Origin of the sequence: Chryseobacterium oleae, assembly GCF_900115055.1 — a bacterium.
Taxonomy (GTDB): Bacteria; Bacteroidota; Bacteroidia; order Flavobacteriales; family Weeksellaceae; genus Chryseobacterium; species Chryseobacterium oleae.
In genome coordinates this window covers 1530632-1547008 of record NZ_FOVD01000001.1, presented here as the reverse complement: position 1 = coordinate 1547008, position 16377 = coordinate 1530632, and the positions used below count along the sequence as shown (strand labels likewise).

Sequence of the window (16377 nt, the reverse complement as noted above, 5' to 3'; positions counted from 1 at the left end):
TTACTGGAAAAAGTACAGTAAGAAAAAATATTAAGACAATCATTGTCAACAAATTCTATTTGGATTTTTCTAAATAGATTTTTTTCATCATTTGTGTTTTTAGGCCTCCTTGATTGGGGGCCGTTTTGATTTCCAACCAATCTGAAAGAGAAAAGCCGTTGATTGAAAATAAAAAAAGCTTCCCATTTCTGAGAAGCCATAATCAAATTATATGTTGAAAGTTACTTTTACTTTATTAATCAACCGGTGTAGTTTCTGGGTCTGATAGTTCAGGAGCTCGTAGATTTCCTGTGCATCGGTATATACATCCGGAACTATCTTGTTGTTGATCCTGCTGATGCCCCGTCTTTTCATGGCATCGTGGATTACTTTGGCAAAAGACTCCTTAGCTCCTTGTTTAAAATTATGCTGGGAAATACCATTAGAGTGTAATCTGTACAGATAGAGGGGTTCTTTGATGTATTTTACGTTACCATGTTCCAGGATCTTTAGGTAGAGGTCCTGGTCTACGGCACTTTTTAAATGGGGATTGATGCCGGAAGTCTTCAGGTAAGTTTCTTTTTTAAAAGTAAAGAAGTGTGCAAATTGAGTAGGGCAGTTGAAAAAATATCTGCTGTTGTAGATCTGTTTGGTGCTGGCGTATACTTTATTCTGATTTAAATTTTCATCACAAAGCATCATTTGCGAATATGCAGCTGTAATATCATTTTTAGCAAACTCTTCAGCTGTTTTTTCTAAAGCATCGGAATAAAGGGCGTCATCCGGATCCAGATACGCACATATTTCTCCTTGCGCATATTTCATGCATTCTCTCTTGGTATAGCCGCAGCCCTGATTAGTGGCATTTTTGTAGATCCTGAAACGGGAGTCATTTTGTATAATGCCCTTGATTTGTTCTACAGAATCATCAGTAGATGCATCATCGACAATTATAACTTCCCAGCTTCCGTATGTCTGGCTGATCAACGAGTTATAACAGTCTCTAAAATACTTACCATTGTTGTAATTGGCAATAAGTATAGAGAATTTTATCACGTTATATTGAATTAAAATAGATATGTAAAACTAGGAAATAAAATAGTGGAAAAACATAACCTCGATCATGTTATATTTAATTTATTTTTCGTATTTTCTAAGATTATGGTTTATAATATTTGTTAATAATCATTTATTTGTGTTGATATTATAAAAAAACATTTTATGTTTTAAATGTGAACTATTTGATATTGTTGGATATAGAGTCTTATGTGGGCTTTTCATTTATTGCATTTAAGTTTTAAAGCATAATTTTAGAAAAGGATGAACTAAAAAAACAACTTTATGAGTTCAGTCATAAAGTGGAAAGACTAAAATGAATTAATTTTGGCTGTAAGATTAAACGATAGATAATTATTTAAAGATTATAAAAATTTTTTCATCATTTGTGTTTTTTGAGGCCTCCATTATGGGGGCTTTTTATTTTGCCACAAATTTTACCCTTAAAACTTCCCATTGTAAGGACGGACGTACGAGATCGAAATAAAAATATGCAATAAATGCTTTCCTGTTTTTTTAGGATAAAAAAAATATTGATAATAACTGAATTGGTTTCACGTTAATATAAAAGAAAAATATGGCTGATTTATGATTTTGATCATGAACTTAATGTTTGCGTTATTTATTTTTCAATATGAATCTGTGAGTTATATTTTTTTATAGATTATTGTAGTCGCTTGAAAGCGTGATTATTTAGGCGGTTTACTCATTTTTATTCTTGATGAAAAATGTAAACCTGAACATTTTCAGAAATAATAAGTTTGAAAAAATATAGAAAAGTGTTTTTAGTAAAAGCTACTTTGGCACGATTTTTCAATATATGAAGCAACTCATGTTTAATTTGAGTTTTCATGGTTATTAGTTTTTATCCCCAGAGCAATCTGGGGATTTTTTTTGCCTTACTATTTTGTTGTATTGAAGACACAATTGGAGCATACAGTCGCCTTCAAAAAAAACATTCATGTTAAATTATTAAAAGGCTGTAATAGATTTGGTTTTCAGTTGTTTTATATGTAAAAATAAACCATGAAAATTTATCTGTTTATTGTATCATTACTCATCTCCTTATCCTCTTTTGCTCAAAACATAAGTTCCAATGTAGATGAAGTCATTCAAAGGGAAATGAAAATAAGACGAATCCCGGGAGTGCAGGTTGCTGTTGTTCGGAATGGGAAAATTGTTTTAAACAAATCATACGGGCTCGCCAATGTACAAGATCGGATTGAGGTGAAGACTAATACGATTTTCCCCATTAATTCAAATACTAAAATTTTCACTGGGGTAGCCGTTATGCAATTGGTTGAACAGGGGAAAATAAAACTGGAGGCACCTGTCAGTACTTATCTGGATGGCTTGCCTTTGGAATGGCAAAAAATAACAATAGATCAACTGTTAACACATATTTCAGGACTGCCTGATATGCTGAGACTTTTAGATCCTGTAACCGGAAATGTTGGGGTACTAGGAAGTGAAGAACCGATTTTCGAAAAACTTAAAACCACTCCTATGCAATTTAAAACAGGAGAGCAGTTCAGTTATAATCAAACCAATTATTATTTGCTGGGGAAAATTATAGAGAAGCTTACCCATAAACCATTTGCTGAATTCTTCGAAGAAAAACAATTTAAGATTGTCCATTTGAAAAATACGGTTTTCGGAGATTCAAGAGATATTATTCCGCATTATGCACCGAGCTACAGCTACAGAAGTTTTTTCGATGGAAAAAGGATGAGTGGGGATAAATTGGTCAATAATTATTATGAATTTCCTGATTTTACCAGAACAGGCGCCGGTCTTAACAGTACTTCCGAAGATCTTGCCAATTGGGTTATTGCCCTGCAAAACAGAAAATTACTGCAAAAACAATCAACAATTGATACCATGTGGTCTCCTGCTAAATTTAATAATGGAACACCTACGGATTGGGGACGCGGTTGGGGAATTGCGAAGCTCAGAAAAAATCATAAAGCGATTGGAATGTCGGGCGGAAACAGATCTGCTCTGCTCATTTATCCTGATGATCATTTGGCGGTGATTGTACTGACCAATTTAGGAGGAAGTGCTCCGGAAGATTTTATTGAAGAAATTGCAGGATGCTATATTCCGGATATTATTAAAGCGGATCCGCTGACTTATCTCAGGAAAAATCTACAAAAGGTCGGATATGAAAATGCAATAGATTTCGTGAAGAATGAGAAAAAACAAAATCCGGATTTTAAGCCACAGGAATCTGAACTGAACAATTGGGGGTACCGGTTGCTGACCACCAATCAAAAGAACGAAGCACTGGGTATTTTTAAGCTTAACGTGTATTTGTATCCTGATAGCTGGAATGCTTATGACAGTTACGGCGAAGTACTATTAAAAACAGGAGATAAAACTAAAGGTATTGAAATGTATAAAAAGTCTCTCGACTTAAATCCTGATAACGAAAACGGGAAGAAAGTTTTAAAAGAAATTCAAACCCAAAATTGAAAACTATAATACAAAAAGATTCTTTATGATCTGGGTCATAGGATGGAGGTTTGCGATGGATTAATTTAGCATTGTTTATTATCATTCATTCCCAATCATTTAGTACTTACAATTCTTCCCATAATGGGAAGTTTTTTTTTGTTTGCAATTCCCGATTAATACCATCAGAAGATGCATAAAGGTTTTATCAACGTGATAATTGTTTGTTGAAGAAATACGTCGTTGACTGATAATTAATGAGGTCTGCTTTTTTAAATAGTAAATTTGAGGGCTCAAAGGATTATTTATTCTTCATAACTCAAGAATTGATTAATTATTATATGATTAATTTTGTTAAAAAATAATTCAAATATTGGAGATTATTTCTTTAAAATAATCTATTTTTATTCATGATAATAAAAACACACAATGAACTGCTTGATGACAAGTGAATCAGAATACCTTTAAAGGTCTGAAGTCAATGTTTATCGTATAAAGACACAAATTAAAAGCAATAAAAAACCTTCACTAAAAAAATCAATCTATGAAGAAAATTTTTTCGATTTTTTACATCTGTACCGCTGTGCTAAGTTTTGCGCAGGTTGGTATTAACACTTCTAATCCACAAACTGTATTTCATGTGGACGGAGGAAAGGACAATCCTACAACAGGAGCGCCCACAGCAGCACAACAGGTTAATGATGTTGTCGTTACTGCTGCCGGGAATGTTGGAATAGGTTTGATAGCTCCGCAGAAAAAGCTGGATATCGATGCCGGCAGCGCAAGTCTCAGGATTAGAAATCTACCCCAGCAAATTCCTGATGATCATGATTTTCTTACGATCAATACAGCCAACGGAGACGTAGTAGCCACACGGTATGTTTATACAACAAGCATTACTGTAGCAGCGGCAGCAAACGGCACCGTTACTATTCCGGCCAGTATAAGTATTCCAAACGGAATGCTGGTGGTTAAAACAAGTAACACATGCGGTGCAAACATGATTACGAATTTTATTTATTCGGATATTTCTCTTGGATATGCAACATCTATTGCAGGTGATAAAGTGGGCACCTCAACCATTGCTCCGATACCAGGTGGAGGTGGAGGTTCCGGCGTATGGTCCGTTAAGTTTCCCGGAACTGTAACTTGTACTACAGGAAATACTACTCAGTTTGATTTTACGGTTTCAAAACCTACAGCCAGCAGCTATTTGATTGTAAACAACGGGAATGTAGCACGAACCTATGTGGTGACTATTTTCCGTTTGTAATCTTTTCTGATTTTTACAAAAAAATAAAATTATGAAGAAATTATATATCATACTTTATATACTCACGTCTTTTCTGAGTTATGCGCAATTTGGGATTAATACAAGCAATACTCAGGGATTATTCCATATAGACGCTGCGAAGGATAATGCTGTTTCGGGAGTTCCTACAGCAGGTCAGGAGGCCAATGATTTTATCATTACATCATCCGGAAATACAGGAATTGGAAACGTATCTCCGCAAAGAAAATTAGATGTTGATGCCAGTAATCAGAGTCTGCGTATTCAGAATCTGCTTCGTCAGGTTCCTGCAGATCATGACCTCCTGATAAGGGGAGGAGCTACCGGAGATGTAACCACAGCAAAATACAGTTATTCTATAAACAGCACGAGCATATTGCCGGGAGCAAGTGGCACCGTTACAATACCTGCTGCAGTCAATATTCCGGCAGGAATGCTGATCGTGAGATCTGGAAATGCTTGTGGAAGAACAATGATTTCCACTTATATGTACTCTGATATAGCACTAGGATATTTAAGTGCTGTTGCAAGGGACAAAGTAGGAACTGTATCAAGCTCTGCGGGCGGAGCCGGAACATCAGCAACCTGGGGACTTCAATTTGCGAATGTAACCGGTTGTGCTGACGGTGGAGGAGGTACCCAATTTGATTATACCCTGGTTAAAACGGCTGCGAATACGTATACCATTACCAATAACGGAAACATAGCCAGAACATATACTTTTACAGTTTTCCGGCTATAAAAGTAAAAAATAACTTTTTGAATGATAACAGTAAATCCCGCTTCAGGCGGGATTTTTTTATGGAATGTATTTAAAAGTAAAAGCAAAATACTAAACTAGAAAAGCGCGCCATTGAAAAACCCCTCTTAAAAAAGAAGGGTCTAAATTATTAAGGCTTAACTTTTGGAACGCAACCACATACACAATCCCACATATCTTGTTCAGGAATGCATGCACCCACTGCCTGGCACATATAAATGTATCCAACTCTGCAATATGGAACTGCTCCTCCACCTGCTACATTTTTTAAATCTTCTCTAGTTAGCTTTTTGAAATTTTTCATAGTTGAGTATTTAATTCGTTAGATTTCAAATATAATACTATTCCATTAATGGGGAATTAATTTTTTAGAGAATTTTATTATGTTAATTAAGCATTTTGTAAGATAAATTTCAGTCTAAATGAAAGATCATTTAATTGTTTTTATGAATGTCTACAGATTATCAATGTTGAAGTAATGGTGAGATTCATAGAGCAAAAAAGAAAAGATACCACAAAAGTCACGATTTTTGGATTTAAGATGTTGAACGGCACAAACCTTGAACTAAAAACAACACATCACTAATAGTATATCTTTCTTACAAAATTTAAAAATTTTGCCTCTCGTGCCCCGGGAGGCTTTTTTTGTGTTCTGAATTTTATCAGATCCTCCGATTTTAAACTGTATAGATTAAATATTTTTGTTGATTACATTTTGAAAATGACCATTACCGCGTAAGTACCATCACACGCCCATTTAATGTCAATAATTTCATAAGTGGTAGTCGCTAAAAAGTCGTTAACTTCTTTTTCTGTCTTATTCGCCGACATTGAACTGAAAATTTTGATTCTCATATTTCTAATTTTTTTATTTGCCTGAATATACAAATAATTTAAAATCACTAATTATTGGTTGAGATTATAATAATAGTTGAATAGCCTAAAGTATTTTTTCTCACGATTATTTGAAAATTTATATATATTTAAAGCCTAAAAACAAAACATTTATGAAAAAAAAAATAATTATTCAAATGCTGCTTTTGATGCTGGTCAGCATTTTCTACATTCCTGCATCCATGATGAAATATCTTCTGATTCGGATGCTTCTAATCCCTCCTCTAACGATTATACCAACAAAAGCCTCTGGAAAGAAGATGAAAAGTATATTGGAAATGTAAAGGAAATTTTCGATCAATATGCTGACAAAAATTATTTTTCCGGTAAATATGGAAATGTTTTATGGGACTTTGCTCTGACAATGGGTACATTTGATGAAAGCTTTCTGGAAGTTCCTATTTCAAGAAATGGGAAAATAAATTATATCCTTACCGCTGAACGCATAGGAGATAGAGTATTTTTTAAAATAAAAAATGAAAAAAACTCTAATGATTTTTTTAATTTATTAGTTTTTAAAGAGCGAAACCAACTTAAAGGAAAAATTATCAGTGGAAACGAAAATGAAGCTTTTTCCAAATCGAATTGTTACACTGTACAGGTTACCTGGACATGGACTAGTGAAACCACAGGACAGGTATTACAGGTTGATACATTCAATGAAACCAGGTGTAAGCCTTCCGGACCTGTTTTAACGGAACCTACAACACCAGGTGACTGTTTAGAAGAAAACTGTACAGGCGGAGGCACGGGAGGTGGAGGGTATCCTTATACGCCGGAACAAAAAGACCCCTGCGAAACAACAAAAGAACTGTTGCAGAACAATGATGTGAAGAATGTAGTAACAAATTTAAAAGAACATATGGCTAGTGGTCAAGGCGGAGAAAAAGGATGGAGGCTAAATAAAACAGGAGCACCATCTCAAACTACTCAAAACAGTGCTCACCGTGTAAGTTTTGGAGATCCGTCTACTATGAATGGTGGATATCATAACCATACTGGGACAGGGGTCAATATTTTTTCTGCAACAGATATTTCTACCTTGATTGAAATTGTAAGGTATCAGAGTATAGGAAGTACTGGTAATGGTTATATGGGAGTAGTAGCTCCTAATGGCATACATTATGTAATTTATTTCAATGGTAGTCATGCAGATCTTCCAATTTCAGGAAGTTATTCTGATGCTCAATTAAAATACTTTGATAATATGCAATGGAAAGATTATTTAGAAATAGTTCATGATAATAATCTTTCCACAAGTCAGAAATTAGAAAGTATTTTTTTTTCTACTTTGGACAGAATGGGATTGAAAGATAAACTTATACTACAAAGAATAGAAGACAATAAAGTTTTAACAATAGCTCAGAACTCTCAGGGGCACCTAGGCTCTTCACCTTGTCATAATTAAAAAAGAATTTTATGAAAAATATTATATTTATACTTACATTATTATTTATTTTTTCCTGTAAAGCCCAACAGCAGATTTTTCCTTTAAGTACATCTGCATATGGATCTCCTGAAAATTCATATTTTAAAGATTTAAACAATGAATTAAATGCTTATACAGGAACATGGGCAGCGACATTCCAGGATAAAACAATTATTTTGCAAATAACAAAACAAATAAAGGAACCCATCGAAAGATTTGGAAAAAATTATTATAGAGATCAATTATTTGTAAGATATGAGGTTAAGAAAGGTGGTGTAATATTAGAAAGTACATTAAATAAGAATTTTACTACCGATACTAAACTTTCTGTAGAAAGTGCTTATACACAAGAAAACGGAAATAAGGTTACTTTTCTTTTTACCGGTGGAAACTGTAGTGTAGGAATTGGTACTATTGTATTTAAGAAAATAAACGACACCCAATTTTATTGGGGGTATTATCCCGGAACAACAACATCAAATGATATTACTTGTCCACCAGACAGGGACTATAATATATACCTTCCAGAAACAGAAAATTTAGTTTTTACGAAGCAATAGAATTACAGTCTCGGATCAATGATCTGGAGTTGTTTTTGTATAGTTTTAGGACTATAGACAAAAAGAGTCCTAGTTTTTTTAATAAATGAGAAGAGATTTGTGAAAAATGAAAAATGTTATATTTATTTTATTCTTTTTTTCCTGTAAAGCTCAGGAGCAAACTTTCCCTTTAAAGACTTATGCTGAAAACATTCCTATAAATTCATATTTTAAAGATTTAAATGATGATCTCAATTTCTATACAGGAACATGGACAGCATCATTTCATGATAAAACTATAATCCTTAAGATTGTAAAACAAATAAAGCAACCAATAGAATTTTTTAATAAAAATTATTATAGAGATCAGTTATTTGTAAGATATGAGGTTAAGAAAAGTGGAATGATATTGGAAAGTACATTAGATAAAAATTTTACCAATGACTCTAAGCTTTCTGTAAAAAGTGCTTATCCTGATGAAAACGGAAATAAGGTTACTCTTCTTTTTTCCGGTGGAAACTGTAGTGTAGGAATTGGTACTATTGTATTTAAGAAAATAAACGACACCCAATTTTATTGGGGATATTATCCCGGAACAACAACATCAAATGATATTACTTGTCCACCAGACAGGGACTATAATATATACCTTCCAGAAACAGAAAATTTAGTTTTTACAAAGCAATAAGAATTAAATTATGGTAACTATATACAATTGTACACAAATATAGCAAATAGAAAAGAGAACCGTTTTGGCTCTCTTTTTTGTTTATAATTCTTTATTCCAATCTTTAATTCTTCTTTCTAATTCTAAAACTTTAGATTGAGTATAGTCTGTTTTATTGTGGTGAAGTATACCTAAGTATTCAATTATTAGATCAAGATCTTCTTTTGAAAGAACTGGATCTTGCTTTCCCAATTCATGCGTGATTTTATATACTATTGTTAGGTTCTCTTTCTCGTATTCATCCTTAGACAGTGTTTCTTTTTCAAATTCGAATGCTGATAAAATCAATTCTTTATCTTCTTGTGAAAAATCTATCATAATTATTATCGTTTATTCGAATTTACAAAAAATCTAGAAATATTAAATTATTGAAAGTCTAGCAAACCTTCAAAAAAAGATATCTGCCGTAACTTTACTTAAAAATAAAGCTATGGCAGATTTAAGTTTTGATGAATTTTCAAACGCATTTAAGAAAATGCTTATCAATAGATATTTTTGGAGTGTAAATGATGCTTATCATTTTGATTCCGAAAAATTGAAAGCTCCTTACAATGAAGGATTAGATAGGCATAATGCTTATTTCAAAATATTTAATATTGAGCAAGATTTAATCAGGTAAGTTTAACAGTAACCAATCTTTGCATTCTCCATCGAATCCTTTCCAAGCACTAGTACCTGTCAATTCAATTACTAATAATTTATCATTTTCATCAATGAATTGCTCCAAAAAGTTTCTAACTTCTTCTGCAGTAGAATTACACCTAACAATCCAGACAGATTCTAAACAATGCCAAATCATCTGTGGTGGTGCTATTTTAATTATGTTTTCTATTAAATTTGGATAATCTTGTCCATGTTTGATAAGATCATAAGTGATTAAGAGTTTATTCATAAGTATATGGCTTTTAGTTTTCACTAATATAAAAAACTTTTCCCATTATAGGGAAAAGTTTTTTATATTATATATCCACACATTGGCTCTTTTATTTAATGTATGGTGAATTTACTGTAGTAGCTTCATCACAGAATAAGTGAGTGAAATATGACTTGTCATCTGTCTTAGAATCTACAAATATTTCTGATTTAAGACGTATTTTAAATTCCCATATATCCCATTTACGAATTCCTTGTTGATATGGATTGAATGTACAGTGTAGCTCGAAATTCTGTTTACTTTCATCACCATGAAATTCTACGATAACACTCTTATCGTCTGGATGAATTTCTTCCCTTATTGTAGCTTTAAGTTTCATAATATATTTTTCCAAAGCTATAGCGGTAATGCGACAGAATGTGTCGTGAAATAATATATCCTTGATATATTTAGTTTTTAGATTTAAAAAAATCTTTCATTACTATATCAAAATCTGTTAGCTTGTGAATGTTATCAGAAGTAATATATGAAGTCTTTTCAACAATAATTATTTTATCAATATCCACTTTCAAATCAGGATGATTGTCTCTGATGTCCCTAACATCAAAATATTCGATACCATTAATTATTACGCTTTTAACGTTTTTATTTTTAAGTTCTTGTATTAACATTTTAAGCAGCTAAATCTTTATATTTAGTTCTCACATCACTATTTAGTAATAAGTGTTTGAACTTTTCATTGTCCGGATATTTTCTTAGATTAAATCTATAAACGAATTCATCAACATATTTCTGCAGGTGTTTTCGGGATACATGATTATACATTCCACTTACTGAACTTTTCAATATTTTCCAACTGCCTTCAATAGTATTTGTATGTACAGATTCGTCTTGCAAACTTACATATTCTTTTTTAGAATGATCGATTACCTTATGATCGTAATACTTATTCAATCCCGTATATCCAAACCATTCGTCACTTATAAGTCTTGTCGTTTCAGGATTCACAAATCTACATATTAGCGGCTGAATACTATTTCGCTTAGTGTCTGGGACTACAAACGCATTCATCTTCCCATCCCTTTGCAGCATTCCCATTACTGGAGTCTTGTCTTTAAAACTTCTACCCTGGGAATTCTTCACTTTTTTATCTTTATGTCTGTTCTTATTTTTTCCACCGATAAACGTTTCATCACACTCTACAACTCCTTCTAATTCGTTACTATTTTCTACCCCAAAACACGCTCTTATTCTTTGAAGTAGGAACCATGCTGTTTTCTGAGTAACATTAATGTCTTTTGATAACTGTATAGAACTAATTCCTTTCTTATGAGAAGTAATAAGCCAGATAGCTAAAAACCACTTACGAAGACTAATCTTAGTATTTTCAAACATTGATCCAGTCTTAACATTAAAATATTTTCCGGTATTCCTACATTTATAATTATTGCCTTTACATTTATAAACTTGTGAAGTAGAATCAAAAGGACTTTCAACAATACCGCCCCATCTAATCTGCTCTAAATATTCAATACATATTTCTTCTGTTGAAAAAGTATTCAATAGCTCCAATACCGATTTAATATTTGTGTTTATCATGATGTGTTTTTAGCATAACTAATTTACGAAAAAAAACATTTCATATAGTTTTTTAAGAATTTAAACTCCTACTTTTGTAGTTCAAATTTTAACGAAACAAAGCGTTAGCAGTTTATATACCTTGCGGAATCTGGTAAATTCAAAATTAGGTGTAAATAAATATGCGAATGCTCATGCCATATGGCGTGGGCTTTCCTGTTTATTACCTAATGGCTTACCAGAGCCTCGCAAGAATAAATACGGTTAAGTTCCACGCTTTCTGTATTTATAAACCTTTCATTTTGGAACTGAGTGAAACAAAACTTATAACAAATGAAAAATTACTTATTAATTACTATTGCAATTCTTTCTGCATTAGTTGCAGGATTTTTATTAGGTAGATATACTTCCGATTCTGGCCGATACTATTTTAAATATTCGGGAAACAACTCCTCATTGTTTGATACAAAAACCGGAGACTTATATCAAATTGATGAGAAAGGTGTGTATAAAACCAACTATAAATATAGTTTTGACAACCCCCAAAAAAAATAGTATGAAATCTTTATTTTTAATCATTTCGGCATTTATGATTCTTTCTTGTGATTATGCAAAACAACAAAAAGAGCTTACTCAATTGAAATCTGATAATATGGAACTTAAAAGCAAAATAAAGAAGATGGAAATAGAATCAATCATAAAAAAAGAAGAAGCCACAAAAGATCCATATAAAATAAGAGCTATAAGAATAATTGATAGCTTAAAATTTAATGATCATAAAACTTTTCAAGAAATAGAAAAGGAAATAGAGACTAATATACTTAAATAACAATTCACTAATTACTAGTTATTCTTTTTGTTAGCCAAAATTTATGAGTCTTATCAAGAAAAACAACATAAAATGTATCAGAGACAATATGCCCAACAACTACTGCTGCTCCAGTGACATGTATTCTCGCCCAATTTGCATCAGGTGGAACATGTGTAGGGAAATCAAACATAGTCTTATCTTTTACTGGGAAATTTCCATAAACAGTAAACTTAGTTCCATCAACTTGTTCCAATAATGGCTTACAACAGTATCCAGAAAAAGTATCCAATAACTTTGATAAAAGGCCTACTTTTTGCCAATCTTTATATGTTGATCCAAATTTTTGAGATGTATCTAAAAATTGAAAAGAAACTTTAAAATTACTTGATGTATCGCGAACTGATTTTTTTGTTTCTAAGGTTTCTTTTATAATAGATGTGGGCTTTTTTTTATAAAAAGGTTTAGCCATTCATTTCAGCTTTATAAAACTGTTTCATGGTTTCCTTATTTATAAAAACATCACATTTTTCAGCTGGTGAGAAACCAAACCTTGCTTCAATCCATGGAAATTCTTTATGTGTAGCATTTTCTAAATCTAAACCAGTCCATGTTGATAACTCATCTAGAACATTTTTTAAAACTTCTAATTGATCGGTTGTCAAACTTTCTTTTAGTATAGATTTAGGATCATAAATACTTTCGTCAAAAGTTTTATAAATATCAGAATATAAAACAGATTTATCTTTTAGTTCATTGTAAATTTCCCTACAGACAGGTCCATGTACCCATGCTTCAAAGTTTTCAGGAACTAGTTCTTCATCAAAATAAGCTAAATGATATGCGTCACAATAGTAAACCAACTTTTGCAATTTAAGATGTGACATATATCCATAAACTTGAAGAATAAAATCAGCAAGTAAAGAAGCTTTTATTTTCCCTAATGTCTTAATATTATCCACGATGAAAATTTTTTATTTTTTAGAGTTTTAAAGTACAAATATATATATTATTGTGTCTCAATGTCAAAAAGTTTGCAAAAATATGAAAGCGCTTTTAACTATCATAATTTTAACTCAACTATTTATCAACAAAAATCGCACCTAACAGCGACAGAACTTGACGTATTATTTTGTATTTTAGTCAAAACGATAAACATGAAAATTACATTTTTAGCAGATGAACTAATAGAATTAGGAATAAGTATTGATCCAGTTCAACTTGAAGAATCACCTTCTATTGGAGATTATATATCCATAGTTGATTTCATTGCAGATGAAGAAAAGGAAACTTTTTTAAAGTATATTGAATCATTAAATAAAGTTAGCCTAGGAACAGTTGATGGAAGAGTTTGGAATAAACAATATGGTGAAAATAACCTACAGCTAAGTTTATATTTTGAGGAATTAGCTAAATAACAAAAAAGAGAACTAAATAAGTTCTCTTTTTATTTTCTATCTTGTGTACAATTGTATATAGTTACCTAAATTATTAACGAAAATTAAAATAAAAAATTTAATGATTTTAATAATAGTGTGTTATCAATTGCCATAGTAATTAAACTCTCTCGTTATAACTCTTTGTTTGGTGAATAATTGCTATATTTAGCTCCTAATTAATATTAAAGCTATGAAAAATTTCAAAAAAATTTCCAGAGAGAGTTTAAAAGCAATTAAAGGTGGCGGAGGAAGAGATGGTATTTGCAAACCAGGATATATGTATGTTTGCGAAGCTACAGGTATTTGTGGGCCAGAACCGGACGCAGCTTGTAATTGCTATTGCATTCCTATATTATAAGATACAATCCCTCAATTTGAGGGATTTTTTATTATCATTATTTTTTCCGGTTTCAGTATTTAATTTTCTGGAGTTTAGGTTGTAAAAACAGAGAAGTATATAAAATAATTGGGAAAACGAAAAACAAAAAACCTCTAATTATTTTAATTAGAGGTTTTATTGAGGTACCTAGCGGATTCGAACCGCTGTAGATGGTGTTGCAGACCACTGCCTAGCCGCTCGGCCAAAGTACCATTTTTACCATTTTTGAGGTGTGCAAATATAGCAAAAATTCTTAATGAACAAAAATTTTTAAATAATTTATTTCGCTCCAATGCTGTTGATATCGCTTTTTAGCTGTCTTTCAGCATCATAATTTTTGATGTTGATGACCCGGGTATGGCTCCAGCTGTCATGAAGACCATTTTCTCCAAAAAATGAAAGCTGATCGATTAAGATAATTCCTCTTATGATATTTCTTAAAAAATAATCTCCCACAGATGGTTTTTCTCCGTCAGTCATAATCACTTTTGTGCCGGTAATCAGCTTCCCAAGGCTTCTCCCGCCGGTTACAGCTTCAATGAAGAAAGAGAATAATGCGTAGGAAACAACCCCTATCAATCTTTGCAGCAGATCATGTGTATTGGCAAACCAATGCCCGTAAGCAGGGTTGATAAGGGTAATGACCAGCATAATAACAAAGAACACAATATAAAATGCAATAAGATCAATCATATAATTGGCAAATCTTGCACCCTTGGAAGCCCGGTTTCTGTCGATAATCTGTAAATATTTTCTCATGATTGATTATTAGTTTTTATAAATTTAAATTCCGTTGATGATGAGTTTTAAAGTAGCGTTGGTTTCAATGACTGCGGTGATTCCTGATTCATTTAAGAGAATGCTGCCGGGTTTTAGATTGTACACTCTTCCATTCATTTTTAAACCTTTGTAATATTCTTTATTGAAGGCTTCTTCAATACTTTTCTTCGAAGCCAGTTCCAGATCCTGGGTTGGAATTCCATATTCATCTTCGATCATTTTCACGATCTTTCCTTTAAAGAGCAGCGTAGCGGTTTTTTGCAGGATATTGGCGGTTCTCAGGTTGAATTTCGTATTGGAAAGTACAATCTTCTTTTTTGTTTCGTCATAAACAGGAATTCCGGAGATTAGTGCTTTACCATTCACATAGCCTTCCGTTTCAGCCTCAATGATTACTCTTCCATCCAAACCATAAACCCTGATGTCTTTGATTTTTACTTTTGAACCCCTCACGTCATATTCTTTATTCATGAACATATTTCTCGCAATATTCGTTGCTTCTGAAAAAGGAACATTGGCTGTAGTTTGCAGGAGAAATTTATCCGCTAAAACAGGAACAAGAGTAAAGTTACCAGCTGATCTTACGTTGGGTGAAGCAGCCGGCTTACTTCCGGTAAAAGTTTCCGAATAAATATCCATTCCGATATTTGTGGTGATCTCATTTCCATAGAACTTCAATGGCGTGATGTTAACCCCCACCGGACTTATTTTCAGCCAAGTATTATATTCCTCCGAAATATTAAAAGGCTGTGAGAAAACATTCCAGGCCATCACCGCGTATTGTTGGAAATTAAGCTGGGCATTCATCTGCTGATCAATCGTTTTAGCAAATTTTCCCTGCTGTTCTTTCAGGCTTTTTTCAACCAGCGAAGTGATCGGGATCTGTATTTTTCCGTAATCCAGGACAGGTTTTGTGACCCATCTGAAACCGTTAGGCTGCGTATTGGTGGAGATCGTCCAGTTATTATTAAAATTGATGGTGGTGTTAAAAGACATCACCGTTTCAAAAGTTGTGTTCTGGTAAGAATACACGCCCAAAGTACCGATTCCTTTTTCCGCCCAGATTTTCAGGGGAACTTCAATCAGTATATTTTGGCTGGTTCCGCCTACCAGACGGATAGGACGAGTTTTCCAGACCTTTACTTTGAATTGATCGTTATTGTTATCCGTAAACGAATCATCCTGGAATACCAGTTCTTTTACCGAAGCATTGATCATATTACTGATCTCAGAAAGCGGAATGGTGACCGGCATGGTGATGCTGGATCTGATCTTAGGAAAATTATACGTTGGCGTATCACCTGCAGTCTGGCCGAAAACTATGGCAAAACTTAATAAGAATAATAATGTGATGGATTTCAATTCTTTATGTTTTTTTTAGTGAAATAAA

General features: G+C 32.7%; 23 protein-coding genes and 1 tRNA gene. 11 read left to right on the top strand and 13 right to left on the bottom strand.

The features are described from left to right. Positions 1-207: 207 nt before the first annotated feature. A complete protein-coding gene (locus tag BM143_RS07040) occupies positions 208-1035 on the bottom strand; it encodes a glycosyltransferase family 2 protein (RefSeq protein WP_090023827.1) in 828 nt (275 codons plus the stop codon). Between the two features lie 1026 nt (positions 1036-2061). Between BM143_RS07040 and BM143_RS07035 the strand changes: the two genes are divergently transcribed. From BM143_RS07035 to BM143_RS07025, 3 genes are all read left to right on the top strand, one after another. Further along, on the top strand, positions 2062-3510 hold the full coding sequence (locus BM143_RS07035; RefSeq protein ID WP_090023826.1) for a serine hydrolase domain-containing protein: 1449 nt from the start codon (positions 2062-2064) through the stop codon (positions 3508-3510). A 523-nt stretch (positions 3511-4033) separates the two neighbouring features. After that, on the top strand, positions 4034-4762 hold the full coding sequence (locus BM143_RS07030) for a hypothetical protein (protein ID WP_090023825.1): 729 nt from the start codon (positions 4034-4036) through the stop codon (positions 4760-4762). Positions 4763-4793: 31 nt separating this feature from the next. Next, the gene (locus BM143_RS07025) at positions 4794-5522 is read left to right on the top strand and encodes a hypothetical protein (RefSeq protein ID WP_090023824.1); all 729 of its coding nucleotides are present in this window, start codon (positions 4794-4796) and stop codon (positions 5520-5522) included. Between the two features lie 148 nt (positions 5523-5670). Here the strand turns inward: BM143_RS07025 and BM143_RS24125 are convergent, their stop codons facing one another. Beyond that, on the bottom strand, positions 5671-5844 hold the full coding sequence (locus tag BM143_RS24125; RefSeq protein ID WP_185116531.1) for a bacteriocin-like protein: 174 nt from the start codon (positions 5842-5844) through the stop codon (positions 5671-5673). Between the two features lie 404 nt (positions 5845-6248). Beyond that, the gene (locus BM143_RS23945; RefSeq protein WP_167375251.1) at positions 6249-6395 is read right to left on the bottom strand and encodes a hypothetical protein; all 147 of its coding nucleotides are present in this window, start codon (positions 6393-6395) and stop codon (positions 6249-6251) included. A 403-nt stretch (positions 6396-6798) separates the two neighbouring features. Between BM143_RS23945 and BM143_RS07020 the strand changes: the two genes are divergently transcribed. From BM143_RS07020 to BM143_RS07010, 3 genes are all read left to right on the top strand, one after another. Continuing rightward, on the top strand, positions 6799-7842 hold the full coding sequence (locus BM143_RS07020) for a hypothetical protein (protein WP_090023823.1): 1044 nt from the start codon (positions 6799-6801) through the stop codon (positions 7840-7842). An 11-nt stretch (positions 7843-7853) separates the two neighbouring features. After that, a complete protein-coding gene (locus BM143_RS07015; RefSeq protein ID WP_090023822.1) occupies positions 7854-8423 on the top strand; it encodes a DUF6705 family protein in 570 nt (189 codons plus the stop codon). A 106-nt stretch (positions 8424-8529) separates the two neighbouring features. Further along, complete coding sequence (locus tag BM143_RS07010; protein WP_090023821.1) at positions 8530-9090, top strand: DUF6705 family protein; 561 nt, start codon at positions 8530-8532, stop codon at positions 9088-9090. An 81-nt stretch (positions 9091-9171) separates the two neighbouring features. Here BM143_RS07010 and BM143_RS07005 read toward each other — a convergent pair whose 3' ends face one another. Beyond that, complete coding sequence (locus BM143_RS07005; protein ID WP_090023820.1) at positions 9172-9447, bottom strand: hypothetical protein; 276 nt, start codon at positions 9445-9447, stop codon at positions 9172-9174. 112 nt (positions 9448-9559) lie between these two features. Between BM143_RS07005 and BM143_RS07000 the strand changes: the two genes are divergently transcribed. Beyond that, positions 9560-9748: a hypothetical protein gene (locus BM143_RS07000; protein ID WP_090023819.1), complete on the top strand. Its 189-nt coding sequence runs from the start codon at positions 9560-9562 to the stop codon at positions 9746-9748. Here BM143_RS07000 and BM143_RS06995 read toward each other — a convergent pair. The 4 genes from BM143_RS06995 to BM143_RS06980 form a co-directional block, all read right to left on the bottom strand. Further along, entirely contained in the window at positions 9737-10021 is a 285-nt protein-coding gene (locus BM143_RS06995; protein WP_090023818.1) for a hypothetical protein, read from the bottom strand. The two genes, BM143_RS07000 and BM143_RS06995, sit on opposite strands and share 12 nt — an antisense overlap. A 91-nt stretch (positions 10022-10112) precedes the next feature. Further along, positions 10113-10382: a hypothetical protein gene (locus BM143_RS06990; RefSeq protein WP_090023817.1), complete on the bottom strand. Its 270-nt coding sequence runs from the start codon at positions 10380-10382 to the stop codon at positions 10113-10115. A gap of 70 nt (positions 10383-10452) precedes the next feature. Continuing rightward, positions 10453-10674 (bottom strand): hypothetical protein, encoded by a 222-nt coding sequence (locus BM143_RS06985; protein WP_090023816.1) that lies wholly within the window; start codon positions 10672-10674, stop codon positions 10453-10455. A 1-nt stretch (position 10675) separates the two neighbouring features. Beyond that, a complete protein-coding gene (locus tag BM143_RS06980) occupies positions 10676-11602 on the bottom strand; it encodes an IS1595 family transposase (protein WP_090023815.1) in 927 nt (308 codons plus the stop codon). 312 nt (positions 11603-11914) lie between these two features. Here BM143_RS06980 and BM143_RS06975 point away from each other — a divergent pair, with 312 nt between their 5' ends. Further along, positions 11915-12136 (top strand): hypothetical protein, encoded by a 222-nt coding sequence (locus tag BM143_RS06975; RefSeq protein WP_090023814.1) that lies wholly within the window; start codon positions 11915-11917, stop codon positions 12134-12136. 1 nt (position 12137) lies between these two features. After that, entirely contained in the window at positions 12138-12410 is a 273-nt protein-coding gene (locus BM143_RS06970) for a hypothetical protein (protein WP_090023813.1), read from the top strand. A 7-nt stretch (positions 12411-12417) separates the two neighbouring features. On the opposite strand, the gene BM143_RS06965 is transcribed toward BM143_RS06970, so the two are convergent. Next, positions 12418-12861 carry a hypothetical protein gene (locus BM143_RS06965; protein ID WP_090023812.1) on the bottom strand — a complete coding sequence of 148 codons (444 nt, stop codon included), beginning with the start codon at positions 12859-12861 and terminating at the stop codon, positions 12418-12420. Then, positions 12854-13351, bottom strand: a complete 498-nt coding sequence (locus BM143_RS06960) for a Panacea domain-containing protein (RefSeq protein WP_090023811.1) — start codon at positions 13349-13351, stop codon at positions 12854-12856. The genes BM143_RS06965 and BM143_RS06960 overlap by 8 nt, the downstream gene beginning before the upstream one ends. A 195-nt stretch (positions 13352-13546) precedes the next feature. On the opposite strand from BM143_RS06960, the gene BM143_RS06955 reads away from it, so the two are divergent. Together BM143_RS06955 and BM143_RS23940 are read left to right on the top strand one after the other, a co-directional pair. After that, positions 13547-13807: a hypothetical protein gene (locus BM143_RS06955; protein ID WP_139222006.1), complete on the top strand. Its 261-nt coding sequence runs from the start codon at positions 13547-13549 to the stop codon at positions 13805-13807. 211 nt (positions 13808-14018) lie between these two features. Beyond that, positions 14019-14186, top strand: coding sequence for a bacteriocin-like protein (locus tag BM143_RS23940; RefSeq protein WP_167375250.1), 168 nt, complete (start codon positions 14019-14021; stop codon positions 14184-14186). A gap of 162 nt (positions 14187-14348) precedes the next feature. Here BM143_RS23940 and BM143_RS06950 read toward each other — a convergent pair. The 3 genes from BM143_RS06950 to BM143_RS06940 all read right to left on the bottom strand — a co-directional run bounded on the left by BM143_RS06950 (position 14349) and on the right by BM143_RS06940 (position 16349). Next, a tRNA-Cys gene (locus BM143_RS06950) sits at positions 14349-14419 on the bottom strand. Between the two features lie 67 nt (positions 14420-14486). Beyond that, the gene (locus tag BM143_RS06945; protein WP_090023809.1) at positions 14487-14966 is read right to left on the bottom strand and encodes an RDD family protein; all 480 of its coding nucleotides are present in this window, start codon (positions 14964-14966) and stop codon (positions 14487-14489) included. Between the two features lie 24 nt (positions 14967-14990). Continuing rightward, positions 14991-16349 carry a DUF4403 family protein gene (locus tag BM143_RS06940; RefSeq protein ID WP_090023808.1) on the bottom strand — a complete coding sequence of 453 codons (1359 nt, stop codon included), beginning with the start codon at positions 16347-16349 and terminating at the stop codon, positions 14991-14993. Positions 16350-16377 lie beyond the last annotated feature (28 nt).

Bases quoted from the DNA above. Each gene is read 5' to 3' on its own strand.
- BM143_RS07035 (WP_090023826.1), top strand. From the start codon at position 2,062: ATGAAAATTTATCTGTTTATTGTATCATTACTCATCTCCTTATCCTCT.
- BM143_RS07030 (WP_090023825.1), top strand. From the start codon at position 4,034: ATGAAGAAAATTTTTTCGATTTTTTACATCTGTACCGCTGTGCTAAGT.
- BM143_RS07025 (WP_090023824.1), top strand. From the start codon at position 4,794: ATGAAGAAATTATATATCATACTTTATATACTCACGTCTTTTCTGAGT.
- BM143_RS24125 (WP_185116531.1), bottom strand. From the start codon at position 5,844: ATGAAAAATTTCAAAAAGCTAACTAGAGAAGATTTAAAAAATGTAGCA.
- BM143_RS23945 (WP_167375251.1), bottom strand. From the start codon at position 6,395: ATGAGAATCAAAATTTTCAGTTCAATGTCGGCGAATAAGACAGAAAAA.
- BM143_RS07020 (WP_090023823.1), top strand. From the start codon at position 6,799: ATGGGTACATTTGATGAAAGCTTTCTGGAAGTTCCTATTTCAAGAAAT.
- BM143_RS07015 (WP_090023822.1), top strand. From the start codon at position 7,854: ATGAAAAATATTATATTTATACTTACATTATTATTTATTTTTTCCTGT.
- BM143_RS07010 (WP_090023821.1), top strand. From the start codon at position 8,530: ATGAAAAATGTTATATTTATTTTATTCTTTTTTTCCTGTAAAGCTCAG.
- BM143_RS07005 (WP_090023820.1), bottom strand. From the start codon at position 9,447: ATGATAGATTTTTCACAAGAAGATAAAGAATTGATTTTATCAGCATTC.
- BM143_RS07000 (WP_090023819.1), top strand. From the start codon at position 9,560: ATGGCAGATTTAAGTTTTGATGAATTTTCAAACGCATTTAAGAAAATG.
- BM143_RS06995 (WP_090023818.1), bottom strand. From the start codon at position 10,021: ATGAATAAACTCTTAATCACTTATGATCTTATCAAACATGGACAAGAT.
- BM143_RS06990 (WP_090023817.1), bottom strand. From the start codon at position 10,382: ATGAAACTTAAAGCTACAATAAGGGAAGAAATTCATCCAGACGATAAG.
- BM143_RS06985 (WP_090023816.1), bottom strand. From the start codon at position 10,674: ATGTTAATACAAGAACTTAAAAATAAAAACGTTAAAAGCGTAATAATT.
- BM143_RS06980 (WP_090023815.1), bottom strand. From the start codon at position 11,602: ATGATAAACACAAATATTAAATCGGTATTGGAGCTATTGAATACTTTT.
- BM143_RS06975 (WP_090023814.1), top strand. From the start codon at position 11,915: ATGAAAAATTACTTATTAATTACTATTGCAATTCTTTCTGCATTAGTT.
- BM143_RS06970 (WP_090023813.1), top strand. From the start codon at position 12,138: ATGAAATCTTTATTTTTAATCATTTCGGCATTTATGATTCTTTCTTGT.
- BM143_RS06965 (WP_090023812.1), bottom strand. From the start codon at position 12,861: ATGGCTAAACCTTTTTATAAAAAAAAGCCCACATCTATTATAAAAGAA.
- BM143_RS06955 (WP_139222006.1), top strand. From the start codon at position 13,547: ATGAAAATTACATTTTTAGCAGATGAACTAATAGAATTAGGAATAAGT.
- BM143_RS23940 (WP_167375250.1), top strand. From the start codon at position 14,019: ATGAAAAATTTCAAAAAAATTTCCAGAGAGAGTTTAAAAGCAATTAAA.
- BM143_RS06945 (WP_090023809.1), bottom strand. From the start codon at position 14,966: ATGAGAAAATATTTACAGATTATCGACAGAAACCGGGCTTCCAAGGGT.